Source organism: Streptomyces sp. NPDC058662 (assembly GCF_042716255.1).
Lineage (GTDB): Bacteria > Actinomycetota > Actinomycetes > Streptomycetales > Streptomycetaceae > Streptomyces.
Genome location: NZ_JBHXRU010000004.1, coordinates 68,721 through 80,931, shown reverse-complemented (window position 1 = coordinate 80,931; position 12,211 = coordinate 68,721). Strand labels below are relative to the sequence as shown.

Here is a 12,211-nt window from a genome sequence, read left to right as displayed (position 1 = left end):
GTGCACTATTCGCACACCTGACCTGATCTCGCGAAAGAGGAACTTTGATGCATATTCGCCGCGCGGTGATGAAGATCGGGATGACGCTCTGTCTGACAGTAGCCACGACCCTGTGGACTGTCGGCGCCTCGGAGGCCGCCCAACCCGGTTCGGTCGGCCTGACCGCAGCCAACCAGCACTGCTCGGAGGTCCTGGGCGGCAAGGCCCCCAGGTGCTTCGCCACCCTGGAGCAGGCCGACCAGTACGCCGGCACCGCTGCTGTGTGGGCGGTGAGGTTCTACGACTGGGTCAATTACAACTCAGCAGGCGCGACCCATGACGTCTACGTCTCCCGCGACTGCACGGCCACCCTGAGCGACAAGGACTTCAGGTTTGCGTCCATGCCGAGTGGGTGGAACGACCGGGTCAGCTCGGTGTCGACCCAGACCGGCGCCCACTGCGACGTCTGGTTCTCCTCCGACATCAACTACCAGGGCGAGTGCGGGGACCAGTGGATCCACAAGCACTGGGACCTGACCCAGGTGGGCTGCTTCAACCGGGCGAGTTCGTTCGAGCTCAGCTGACGCCCAGCCCGGGTCCCGCAAGCAAACCATCCGCACGTATGGCCTGATCCGACACGAGGAGGAGTTTGGCCGTGCGATGACGCGAGCGCGGATGGGACTGTGCCTGACGATCGGGACAGGCCTACGGGCTATCGGCCCGCCGGTAACCGCCCAAGGTCAGGCGAGCGGGACCCAACGAAAGCGCATCTGTCCCGCTGCCTCGCGCACCCACTCCTCGGAGTGCGGCTTCCTCGGTCGGCGCCGTGGGCTTGACCATTACGGCGAGCCACCTATTCGGGCCGGTTGGCGATGGGGTCTCTGGCCGGGCTCTTATGAAGGCGCGTCCCCCGGACCGGGGGATGCACGCGAGCGTCCCCCGGACAGAGCCGCCCCATCCCGTGGAGGACCCTGAGTCAGTCAGGCGTTGGGGCAGACCCCGCCGGGGAACGCTCACGTACATCCTCGCTGTCAGGCGGTGTGCAGCGTCAGGCCGTAGCGGCCGAGAATCTCGTTGATCGGCTGGAACCACGTCTGGCCGCCGGACGAGCAGTTGCCCCAGCCGCCGGAGGTGACGCCCTGGGCCTGGTCCCCGCTGAGGAACGAGCCGCCGGAGTCGCCTCCCTCGGCGCAGACGCTGGTCTTCGTCATCTGGTAGACGGAGCCCTGGCTGTAGTTGACGGTCTCGTTCTTGGCGAGGACGGTGCCGCAGTGCCAGCGCGTCGTGGACCCCGACCGGCAGATCGAGGCACCCACGGGTGCCTCGGCGGAGCCGCGTACCAGCTGGTCCGGGACGGCGCCCCAGCCGAGCACCACCGGTACGGTCCACCAGCCGCTGTGGATACCGACGTACGCGTAGTCGTTTCCGGGGAACGAGGATCCATGGAAGGTGCCCATCGCGGACCCGTCCCAGCCGCGCACGGCGGCCCCCGCCTGCCCGCAGTGCCCAGCCGTCACGAAGCCGCCGTACACGGAGAACCCGATCGAACAGCGGACGTTGCCGGTGTAGTACGGGTCGCCGCCGACGGTGCCAGCGGCGTACGTACGGGGCGCCTGCGCCGTCTCGGCGACGGTGACGGGGCCGTCGGCCCGGGCCCGGTCGAGGAACGCCCGTACGGCGGGGGCTTCCCGCTCGCTACCTATGACCGTGACGACGACGCTGTTGGTCCGCGGGTCGACGTGCCAGCCGGCCACCCCGGTGGGGGCGCGCAGCGTGTCCAGGCTCGCTTTGGCGCGGTCCAACGCGGCGGCGCTGTGCCGGACGAGCCGGGTGTCGGCGCCCAGGGCCCGCACCTCGAACTCCTCCGCGCGGTCGGTCACCGCGACGACGAGCCGGCCGGTGGCCGGCTCGTACCACGAGCCGCCGTACGCACTACCCGCGGCCTGCCGTGCGGTCTTCTCCACGGCCGCGGCGGCCTTTTCTGCGCTCAGCCGTTCCTCGGCCTGGGAAGCGGTGAGCCCGAGGTCCCGGCGCATCGCGTCGAGCAGTCCGGCCGAGGCGGACGGCGCTGCGGCGGACGATGCCGCGGCGGGCTCCGCAAGCGGGACGGCGCTCGCCACGCCGGCGTGGGTGGCGCCCAGGCCGACGGTCAGAAGCAGGGCGGCGACGGCCGCAGCGCGTAAGGGGGCGGTGTGTTTCACGAGACCTCCTGGTGTGGGGGATCAGACGCTTGAGAGCGCTCTCAGCGAGTGGCGGGCGCTACGCTAGCCGACTGGGCTTGTCAGGTCCATACCAAGTCCCGCAGCGGGGCCGCGCGATCACTTGGTCACCGAGGACTGCTCCTCCGAGCGCCGAGGGCCGACTTGATCACCGGCCTGACCGACGTCGCGGTCGCGGTCGCGATCGTGGTCGTGGTCGTGGACTGGCGGTTACACGGCCGATCTCGACGCCCAGGTCCGTGCGCTCGCTGCAGAGGGCGTAGTCGGCGCCATACCTGGCCGGGGTCCGGGCTCCGGCCCTTCGAACCTCCGTGGTACTCACCCCCATGAGCCAGTTCCGCGACTGCAACCTCAAGCTGCTGTACGGCCCCGAGCCACTCCTCCTGCCGAATACGACCTGCCCGCGTGGCAGGCCGAGCGGGGGATCGGCGACCCCGCGTCGCACGTACTGGAGAACGGCCACACGGGGAGGTGCTGTTGGAGTCCCGGGCCTATTTCGAGACCCTGAGATCCCGGCCGGCGACCCCGTCGCCCCGGCGGAGGCGAGGATGCGCGCGCTGTGGGAAGGACAGACCTCCCGGCACGGCGGCCAGAGCGCCACCACCCCCGAGACGCTGGAGGCCGCGCGGACGGCGGTTTGCCTCGCCACCACGCTCGTTCAGCGGTTCGTCTCGGGAGGTCCGCAACCCCTGAACGGGCAGGTCGGCATGGGTTCCGCGCTCCAGACATTGGCAACGACTCGTGAAACACGGTCGCCGCAGGTCGGTCGCCCGCTGGCGGATGTTTCACAGGCGACCACCCATGAAACGCCGTGCTCCACCGCCGCGTCGTCACCTCCCACCGCACCGACCAGCGCCGCATCTACGCGCTCTGGCCCGCGCCTGTGCGGGACCTTGCAGCCACGCTCCGGCGGCTCGCCGACACCGCCACCCAGGCCGGCGGCCCACGCGCGACTTACGACCGCTACGAGGCAAGCCTCCACGCGGAGCGAGCTGCCGCAGAGGAGCCGCGGTGGCGGACGGCCGCTCAATGACCCACTCGACCAGCCGCAGGGTGACCGCGAACCTGTCCCTCTCCCCCGACGGGCGCAACCACGACCCTGGCGGACCCAGCGATTTCAGCATGCTCGCGCCGTACGTAACCTCCGAGGTCGCACGGAGCCAGCTCACCCGCATCTGGCAGGACGCGACGACGGCGCTGCTCGGCCGGGGCAACGCCGAGGGCTTTATGGGGTACTGGCCTCCGGACGCCGAGGACGAGAACGCCCGCGTGATCGCGAATGCGCGAAGTGACGGAGAGGTCCGGGCCCGTCAGATGCCGACCACCCTGGTGCTCGTCCAGGTGCTGGAGGGCAAAGGCGTGAAGAACCGGCTCCACCTCGACGTCAGCCCGGTCGACGCCAGCGCCGAGGACGAGGTGACCAGGCTGCTCGGCCTCGGCGCCACCAGGACGGACGTGGGCCAGGGCCCGGACCGGAGTTGGGTGGTCATGGCCGACCCCGAGGGCTACGAGTTCTGCGTCCGGCGCTCCCTGGCACCGCAGCAGGACTAGGTGTTCTGCCTCGGGAGGTTGCGGCGGCGGTACTCCTGCGTCGGGACGCCGCCGACGCCCCAGTCCTCCAGGTCGACCTCGTCGATGAGGACGAAGGTGGTGGCGGGATCCTTGTCCAGGACCCTGACCAGGAGGTCGGTCACGCCGGCGATGATCTCGGCCTTCTGGGCAGCGGTGGCGCCTTCACGGGTGATCTTGACGTTGACGTACGGCATGGCGGGGGACGTCCTTTTCGCTGGAGTGGAGTGGAGTGGAGGGGTGTGGAGTGGTGTGGTGGGGTTCAGGCGCGGCCGGTGACGTGCCCGCCGTCCACGCGCAGGGCGTGCCCCGTGACGAACGTGGCGCCCGCGAGGTAGAGCACCGCCTCGGAGATCTCGGACACCTCGCCGACCCGGTTCAGCAGGGCCAGCCCGCCGAAGGAGTCCACGTCGGAGCCCGCGTGCAGCGGGGTGCGGATGATGCCGGGCGAGACGAGGTTGACGCGAATGCCGTCGGCGGCGAGCTCTGCGGCCAGGCTGGTCGTCAGCGCGTGCACGCCGGCCTTGCTGACCACCGGCGCGGAGGACGGGAAGCCCGCCAGCGCGTGGTCCACCAGGACGGTGCCGATGTTGACGATGCTGCCGCCCCGGCCTTGCGCGCGCAGCGCTCGCACCACCGTCTGGGTGGTGAGGTAGGTGCCCTTGAGATTGCCGGTCAGGAAGCCGTCGAGCTCCTCCTCGGTGACCTCGGTGAAGGGCTTGGGGGCGAAGGTGCCCGCGTTGTTGACCAGGACGTCGATGCCGCCGAACCGGTCGAGGGCGGTGCGGACGAGGGCCTCGCCGGTCGCCGGCTCGGCGATGGCGCCCGTGACCCACGCGGTCCGTTCCGGGTGGCCGAGGCCGGCCGCGGCCTTGGCGAGGCGGTCGCCGTCCCGGCCGCCCAGGACAACGTTGGCGCCGCTCGCCAGGAAGGCGCGGGCGATGTCCAGGCCGATACCGCTGGAGGAGCCGGTGACAAGAGCGGTGGTGGTGGTGTCGGTCATGATGTGTGCCTTTCGTGGCGGCTGGGCCTGTCCTGCTGACACCAGAAACCTACGAACTCCCCACGCATAACACCACGACGAAAATTGCAGCATGCCATAATCCAGGGTTATGGATGTGGACCTGCGTGACCTGGAACTCCTGGACGCCACCGCGGAAGCCGGCTCGTTGACGGCGGCCGCCGAGCGGCTCTACGTGAGCCAGCCGGCGCTGAGTCAGCGGCTCACCCGGCTGGAGGCCCGCCTGGGCATGCCCCTCTTCGACCGCAAGGGCCGCCGTCTGGTCCCCAACGCCGCCGGTCGCCGCTTGCTGGTCGCGGCCCGCCATGTCCTCGGCGAACTGGAGTCGGCCTCCCGGGATTTGCGGGAGCTCCGCGACGGGCGCGACCGGCGGGTCCGCTTCACCGCGCAGTGCAGCACGACCTTCCCCTGGCTGCCGCCCGTACTCCGCGCCTTCCGCGAGCGCGAGCCGGACATCGACGTACGCATCGAGACCGTCCCCGACGACGCGCCGATCCCGGCACTCCTCGCCGACCTGGTCGACGTCGCGCTGGTCACCAAGCCGGACCTGCAGATGGACCGGGTATCACTGACCAGGCTGTTCGAGGACGAGATGGTGGCTGTGGTGCCGGCCGGCCACCCGTGGGCCTCGCGCGCGTACCTGACCGCCCGTGACTTCGACGGCGCCGACCTGGTCCTCTACGACTTCTACGACCAAAAGCGCATCCCGTCGATGCCGCTGCCGATCCCCGCCGGTGCCCGGCCGGCCCGTATCACCACCATGCCGGTGGTGACCGACCTGGTGGTCGAGATGGTCGCGGGCGGGCAGGGCGTGACGGTACTGCCCAACTGGGTGGCCGCCCCGTACGCGGCCTCGCACGACCTCGCCCTCGTCCACATCGGCGCGCGGCCGCTGACCCGCACCTGGTTCTGCGCCACCCGGACCGGAGCGCACCCGCCCCATCTGGAGGCGTTCGTGGAGGAACTCATCTCCCGGCTCAAGGCCCCCCGCGCCGCGGAGCCCGCTTAGAGATTCCCGTCCTCACCCAGAGGGGGCAATTCCCGTCCTCACCCAGCCGGGCGGCCATCGGCTCGACCGACATGCGCTGCCCGTCAGTGAGCAGACCCCGCACGCGGAGTGGACGGCGCCCGTTTCGGTTTGCGGTGACCACGTGGGAGCGTCCACACCCGCGGGTCCAGGCGGCGGCCGACGCGGCAGGTGAGATTGATCGGGAGGTCCGGGAGTCTTCGAGGCCTCATCCCCCGGAATGGAACGCTCTTTCAGCGGGCGCCGAGGAGGTGTTCGAGGGCGAGCTGGTCCAGCTGTTCGAAGGCCATGCCGCGGTGGGCGGCGGTATCGACGTCGAACTCGTCGAAGGCGGACCGGTCTGCCAGTAGCCCGGCCAGGCCGTCCTCGGCGGTGGGAAGGGCGAGTTCGGGCAGTCGGGAGGCGACGAGCGCGGCCTGGACCTCCGGATCGGACCGGAAGGCACGGGAGCGCTCCGCGAGGAGCAGGTAGTTGCGCATGCAGGCGGCCGCCGAAGCCCAGACGCCGGCGGAGTCCTCGGTGCGCGGCGGCTTGAAGTCGAAGTGGCGGGGACCGTCGTAGCCGGCCGACTCCAGCAGGTCGACCAGCCAGAAGGCCTGGCGCAGGTCGCCCGCGCCGAAGCGCAGGTCCTGGTCGTACTTGATGCCGGTCTGGCCGTTGAGGTCGATGTGGAACAGCTTGCCGTGCCACAGGGCCTGGGCGATGCCGTGCGGGAAGTTCAGCCCGGCCATCTGCTCGTGGCCGACCTCGGGGTTGAGGCCGACCCGCTCGGGCCGGTCCAACTCGTTGATGAACGCCAGGGCGTGGCCGATGGTGGGCAGCAGGATGTCGCCGCGCGGCTCGTTGGGCTTGGGCTCGATCGCAAAGCGCAGGTCGTATCCCTGGCTGTCGACGTATTCGCCCAGCAGGTCGAAGGCCTCCTTCAGCCGGTCGAGGGCGGCGCGCACGCCCTTGGCCGCGCCCGACTCCGCACCTTCGCGGCCGCCCCAGGCGACGTAGACCGTGGCGCCGAGTTCCACGGCCAGGTCGATGTTGCGGATCGTCTTGCGCAGCGCGTACCGGCGGACGTCCCGGTCGTTGGCGGTGAAGGCGCCGTCCTTGAACACCGGGTGGGTGAAGAGGTTGGTGGTGGCCATCGGCACCTTCAACCCGGCCGTGTCGAGTGCGGTGCGGAAGCGCTTGACCGCCTGCTCGCGTGCGGTGTCACCGGCCGCGAAGGGGATCAGGTCGTCGTCGTGGAACGTGACACCGTAGGCGCCGAGCTCGGCCAACCGCTCCACGGACTCGACCGGGTCGAGGACGGGTCGGGTGGCGTCGCCGAAGGGGTCCCGGCCCTGCCAGCCGACGGTCCACAGGCCGAAGGTGAACCTGTGCGCGGGAGTGGGGACGAGCGGGTCGCTGGTCATGGGGCGCTCCGGATCCGAGCCGAGAGGGCTATTTGTAATGACGGAAAACAAATTAGTATGCCGGGACGCCAGAAGGAACCCCACCGGAGGAACGCATGTCTGCTCAGCGTGTCGTGATCGGTGTCGACAGCTCGACCCAGTGCACCAAGGCCCTCGCCGTCGACCTGGACACCGGCGCCGTCCTGGGCGAGGGGCGGGCCGCGCACGCCGTCAGCAAGGGCGCCGGACGCGAGAGCGACCCCGAACAGTGGTGGCGGGCGCTCGGCGATGCCATGGCAGGCACCGGCTGGGCGGATCGCGCCGCCGCCTGCTCGATCGCCGGCCAGCAGCACGGCCTGGTCACCCTCGACGCGGCCGGCCGGCCGGTGCGTCCGGCGTTGCTGTGGAACGACGTCCGCTCCGCTCCGCAGGCCGCCGAACTCGCAGCCGCGTTCGGTACGGCAGAGCTCGCCCGCCGTACCGGAAGCGTCCCTACGGCCGCCTTCACGGCCGCCAAGTGGGCCTGGCTGCGCGCCAACGAGCCGGCCGTCGCCGACCGCGTCGCGGCCGTCCGGCTTCCCCACGACTTTCTGACGGAGCGGTTGATCGGTGAGGCGGTGACGGACCGCGGTGACGCGTCGGGCACCGGCTGGTGGGGCCCGGACGGCTACGACCAGGACGTCCTCGGCCGGATCGGCCTCGATCCCGGGCTGCTGCCACAGGTCCTCCCGCCCGGCGCCCGGGCGGGCGTCGTCCGAGCCGGGATGCCGCTGCGCGAGGGCGCTCTGGTGGCCACCGGGACCGGTGACAACATGGCCGCCGCTCTCGGCCTGGGCCTCACACCCGGCCGGCCGGTGCTGAGCCTCGGCACCTCCGGCACCGTCTACGCCGTCGGCCGCAGCCGGCCTGCCGACCCGGGCGGAACCGTCGCCGGCTTCGCCGATGCTCTCGGCGGCTGGCTGCCGCTCGCCTGCACGCTGAACTGCACCCTCGCTGTCGAACGCTTCGCCGCCCTCGTCGGCCGCGACTGCGAGGACGTCGAGGAAGGCGGCACGGTGGTGGTACTCCCCCATCTGGACGGTGAACGCACTCCCAACCTCCCGTACGCGTCCGGCCTGGTCCACGGCCTGCGCCACGACACCACGCCGGGACAGCTCCTCCAGGCCGCCTACGACGGCGCTGCCCAAGCCCTGCTCGCGGCGCTGGACGACGTGCTGCGCGCCGGAGGCGAGAACCCCGCCCCCGACGTGCCCCTGCTCCTGATCGGCGGCGGAGCCCGCGGCAAGGCCTGGCGGCGGACCGTCCTGCGGCTGTCCGGCCGAGCGGTCCAGGTGCCCGAGGCCCGGGAACTGGTCGCGCTCGGGGCGGCCGCCCAGGCCGCCGCACTGCTTACGGGTGAGCCCGCCGACGCCGTCGCCCGGCGCTGGCGGACCGCCGGGGGCCGGGTACTGGAGCCCGTACCCCGTGACGACGACACGCTCGAACGGATCACCAGTACGCTGCGGCGGGCGCGGGCCCTGCAGGAGGCCCCGCCCGCACGACGATAGGAGGGTCGGCTCCATGGCGGGGATCGGGAGGGCGAGCGGTGGCCTGGAGACCGCGCCCGCCTCACAGCAGGGGATGCGCCGGCAGAACCTCGCGGTGGTGATCGGTACGGTCGCCGCGCACGGCCCGCTCTCTCGGGCGGACGTCGCCGGGCACACGGGCCTGACCAGGCCGGCCGTCTCCTCCATGGTCGACGAGCTCATCGATCGCGGAGCCGTGACCGAGACGGAAGCCCCGCCCAGCGGACGGGTCGGCCGCCCCGGACGGGCGCTGGCCCTGAACGATCGGGGTCCCGCGGGCCTCGGCCTGGAGATCGGAGTCACCCACCTCGCCGCGTGCGTCGTGGACCTGCGCGGTGAACCCCGGGTCTGGCGTCGCGTGGAGCGGGCCAACGCGGGCCGGCCGGCCGGACAGGTGCTGGCGGAGGCCGCCGCACTGGGCGCCGAGGCGGAGTCCGGGGCCGCCGCCCTCGGGCTGCGCGTCGAGGGTCGCGTACTGGCCGTGCCGGGGGTGGTGCCGAACGAGCCGCGCGGGCTGGTGGAGCGTGCGCCCAACCTCGGCTGGCACGCCGTCCGCCTCGCCGACCACTGGCCCGACCCCGACACCGTGCCGGATCCGGAGAACGAGGCCAACCTCGGGGCGCTGGCCGAGCAGTGGCACCGGGGAAACCCCGCCGAGACCTTCGTACACGTCTCCGCCGAGGCCGGAATCGGTGCCGCACTGGTCATGGGCGGGCAGTTGTTCCGGGGCGCCCGCGGCTTCGCAGGGGAACTCGGCCACCTGCCCGTCCACCCGGAGGGCCTCCCTTGCGCCTGCGGGGCACGCGGCTGCCTGGAGCAGTACGCGGGCGAAGCGGCCGTGCTGCGCCAGGCCGGGCTGGGGCACGTCGGCGGCGACCCGGTGGCCCTGTTGGCCGAGCGGGCCGCCGCAGGGGACGCCTCGACCTTGCGGGCGCTGGACCGCGCGGGACGGGCCCTGGGCCTCGGCCTCACCTCGGCGGTGAACCTGATCGACCCGGACAGCCTCGTTCTCGGCGGCGCCTACGCCGAACTCGCCGACTGGCTCCTCCCGTCGGTACGCGCCGAACTCGCCGTCCGGGTCACCGTCCGACCCTGGCCCCCGGAGGCGGTGCGCCCCTCCGCCCTGGGGCGCCGCGGACCGGTGCTGGGCGCGGCATGGCGGACCGTCCGCCAGATCATCGCCGATCCCGCTCGCCTGCCTGGACGCTGAGCGGCCTCGGGGACGTGGGGTGCGTTGCAGCGTCGCCCGGAGCGGTGCATCGCAGGGCGGAGCAGTGCCCTGGTACTGGGCGCACTCGGGCTCTGCGACAACGCGGCGCGGTGCCGTGCCGGGCGGCGCGTGGACGTGACCCACCTTCTCCGAGGCCGCTTGGTGCTGTGGCAGCAGAGGATCTCCACGCCGAGCGCGGCCAGTCGGCCCACGATGTACGTGCCGAGCGATTCTCGGGCGACTTCGAGCCGGCTCAGCGCGCTTCGGGGCTTGTGTGGCCACATGCGCGGGCGGCGGGCAGCCGGCCTCTACCCACTCGGTCAGGGCGTCGGTCGCCAGGATCAGGGCCGTCCCGAGGGTGGTCACGTCGATCGCCTGATCGCTTCGCGTGAGGGCACGGGATAACGGGCGGCCGTCGCCGGGAGGCGGAATCCACGCCTCGCCCGACGCCTCGCCCGAGCCACTGCCGCCCTTACTCCGGCGCGCTTGGCGGCATGCCGCCAAGTGGTTCCGGGTGAGCCCCTCACACGAATGAATATTCGGAGTGGTGTGCGGTTCCGGGTGCGGGCTGCGTGCGATGTTCGGGGCGAGACGAAGCAGCCCGCGAGTCACGCGTTGTTCCTGGCGTATGCCATACCTCGCCCGGCGCGTGGGTCGCGTTCCTGTCTTCGCATGTAACGCAGGCGTGACGACTACTTCCCGTGTCGGTCGGCCTGCGCTGACGAAAAAGGAGATCGCATGAGGAAGCTTCCTTGGGCTGCGCGCAGCGCCGCGGCGGTGTCGGTAGCCCTGCTCGCGGGTGCCCTGGTGGCCCCGTCCGCCGCCGCGCACGCAGGCCCTGACCCCAAGGCCCCCGCGAAGACTGCCAAGCCTTCGCCGGTCGCGGTGGACGATGATTCGAGCCGACGCTGCACCACAAGTCGTGATGTGAGTTCCACCGTCGTGGACTATGCCTCGTCCCCCCTGTTCGAGACGGTGTTCCGCGCCGCGACCGACCAGCAGGGTCACGCCTTCCTCAACGACAGCCGCAACCCCGGAGTGTGGATCAACCTCGCCCTGCTCCCCGGCGGACCCCGGTGCACCTTCGACACGTCGGTCGCCGTGACCGAGGAGAACCCGGGGCGGCTCTTCGTCACCCTCCTGGGAAGTGACGGCGTCCTGTACGAGGCCCGCTGCACCACCAACGGCGTTCCCTTCACCCCGTCGAACCTGGCGGCCGCCTGCGCGCCCGGTTTCACCGCCCTGCCCAGCACCCCCGTCTAAAGACTGGGAACGTCGCTGACGGCCTGCCGCCCCCTGTGCCACCCCGGACCCGGCACGCGAACGGTCCGGGGCGGCCACGGGTGTGACGAGCACCGGCAGGCCGGACGCGGTCTGCGGTCTGCGGTCTGCGGTCTGCCCGAGCGGTAGAGCAGGGCCGGCGCGCAGCGCCTATCCGTCGGCGTCCACCGCCGCCCAGCGGGAGGCGCTGCTGCCGCCGGCGGTGTCGCGGCGGCGGACCGTCCCCATTGGGGCAGGAAACGGGTGCAGGGGAATGGACATCTCTGCGTCCGCACACCACTGCCCGATGATCAGTGGGTGGGGCTCCTCGGCAGGACCTGCAGGAGAGCAACGGGGCCGGCGAAGCACCGGACCGAGCATCAGGGCCTCAGCAGTCCGCCCACCCACCAGTCATGCGGCTTGCCGTCGTTGGCGATGCTGCGATTGCGCAGTGTTCCTTCGACGGTAAAGCCGAGCCTCTCGGCGACGGCACGCGATGTGGTGTTCCCGGCCATGGCCCACCACTCGATGCGGTGCACGTCAAGGGTGGCCCAGCCCCATTCACACAGTGCCCGAGCGGCCTCCACCGAGTACCCGCGTCCGCGCTGTTCCTTGACCGCCCAGTAACCGAGCTCCCAGACACCGCGACTGATGAGGGTCAGGCAGTACGAGCCGACCAGGGTGCCGGTGTCCTTGCGGAACGCGCCGAGGGTGTAGTCCTTGTCCTCGGCCCACTGGACGGGCAGCTTCTCACCGACGAGCTTCTCCGCGTCCGCACGCCGGTACGGCACCGGCACCGGGGTGTAGAACTGGATGTCCTCGTCCTGGCAGGCTTCGTACACGGCATCCACGTCGGCAGGTGTGAAGACCCGCAGCACCAGACGATCGGTCTCAAGAATCACTGGATCCATCGCGGCAGTATGACCACCAGCAACAAGCGGCGACCAGCGAATATCCCGACCGAGCACCGCCCGTG

11 protein-coding genes are annotated in these 12,211 nt (G+C 71.4%); 6 read left to right on the top strand and 5 right to left on the bottom strand.

The annotated features are described in order from the left end of the window. Positions 1 to 47: 47 nt before the first annotated feature. Positions 48 to 563 (top strand): hypothetical protein, encoded by a 516-nt coding sequence (locus ACFWUQ_RS03285; RefSeq protein ID WP_384532000.1) that lies wholly within the window; start codon positions 48 to 50, stop codon positions 561 to 563. Positions 564 to 1,010: 447 nt separating this feature from the next. Here the strand turns inward: ACFWUQ_RS03285 and ACFWUQ_RS03280 are convergent, their stop codons facing one another. After that, the gene (locus tag ACFWUQ_RS03280) at positions 1,011 to 2,180 is read right to left on the bottom strand and encodes a S1 family peptidase (RefSeq protein WP_384531998.1); all 1,170 of its coding nucleotides are present in this window, start codon (positions 2,178 to 2,180) and stop codon (positions 1,011 to 1,013) included. A 1,047-nt stretch (positions 2,181 to 3,227) separates the two neighbouring features. Between ACFWUQ_RS03280 and ACFWUQ_RS03275 the strand changes: the two genes are divergently transcribed. Then, positions 3,228 to 3,749: a VOC family protein gene (locus ACFWUQ_RS03275; RefSeq protein ID WP_384531995.1), complete on the top strand. Its 522-nt coding sequence runs from the start codon at positions 3,228 to 3,230 to the stop codon at positions 3,747 to 3,749. Here ACFWUQ_RS03275 and ACFWUQ_RS03270 read toward each other — a convergent pair. Both ACFWUQ_RS03270 and ACFWUQ_RS03265 read right to left on the bottom strand, forming a co-directional pair. Next, a complete protein-coding gene (locus ACFWUQ_RS03270) occupies positions 3,746 to 3,964 on the bottom strand; it encodes a 4-oxalocrotonate tautomerase family protein (RefSeq protein ID WP_384531992.1) in 219 nt (72 codons plus the stop codon). The two genes, ACFWUQ_RS03275 and ACFWUQ_RS03270, sit on opposite strands and share 4 nt — an antisense overlap. Before the next feature lie 65 nt (positions 3,965 to 4,029). Then, positions 4,030 to 4,770, bottom strand: coding sequence for an SDR family NAD(P)-dependent oxidoreductase (locus ACFWUQ_RS03265; RefSeq protein WP_384531990.1), 741 nt, complete (start codon positions 4,768 to 4,770; stop codon positions 4,030 to 4,032). A 109-nt stretch (positions 4,771 to 4,879) separates the two neighbouring features. Between ACFWUQ_RS03265 and ACFWUQ_RS03260 the strand changes: the two genes are divergently transcribed. After that, positions 4,880 to 5,797: a LysR family transcriptional regulator gene (locus ACFWUQ_RS03260; protein ID WP_384531988.1), complete on the top strand. Its 918-nt coding sequence runs from the start codon at positions 4,880 to 4,882 to the stop codon at positions 5,795 to 5,797. A gap of 251 nt (positions 5,798 to 6,048) precedes the next feature. On the opposite strand, the gene xylA is transcribed toward ACFWUQ_RS03260, so the two are convergent. Next, positions 6,049 to 7,221, bottom strand: coding sequence for a xylose isomerase (gene xylA, locus ACFWUQ_RS03255; RefSeq protein WP_384531985.1), 1,173 nt, complete (start codon positions 7,219 to 7,221; stop codon positions 6,049 to 6,051). 95 nt (positions 7,222 to 7,316) lie between these two features. Between xylA and xylB the strand changes: the two genes are divergently transcribed. The 3 genes from xylB (at position 7,317) to ACFWUQ_RS03240 (ending at position 11,238) form a co-directional block, all read left to right on the top strand. After that, positions 7,317 to 8,747 (top strand): xylulokinase, encoded by a 1,431-nt coding sequence (gene xylB / locus ACFWUQ_RS03250; protein ID WP_384531984.1) that lies wholly within the window; start codon positions 7,317 to 7,319, stop codon positions 8,745 to 8,747. A 13-nt stretch (positions 8,748 to 8,760) separates the two neighbouring features. Continuing rightward, positions 8,761 to 9,975 (top strand): ROK family protein, encoded by a 1,215-nt coding sequence (locus ACFWUQ_RS03245; RefSeq protein WP_384531983.1) that lies wholly within the window; start codon positions 8,761 to 8,763, stop codon positions 9,973 to 9,975. Between the two features lie 738 nt (positions 9,976 to 10,713). Then, positions 10,714 to 11,238, top strand: coding sequence for a hypothetical protein (locus ACFWUQ_RS03240; protein ID WP_384531981.1), 525 nt, complete (start codon positions 10,714 to 10,716; stop codon positions 11,236 to 11,238). 377 nt (positions 11,239 to 11,615) lie between these two features. On the opposite strand, the gene ACFWUQ_RS03235 is transcribed toward ACFWUQ_RS03240, so the two are convergent. Continuing rightward, positions 11,616 to 12,146 (bottom strand): GNAT family N-acetyltransferase, encoded by a 531-nt coding sequence (locus tag ACFWUQ_RS03235; RefSeq protein ID WP_384531979.1) that lies wholly within the window; start codon positions 12,144 to 12,146, stop codon positions 11,616 to 11,618. Positions 12,147 to 12,211: the final 65 nt, after the last annotated feature.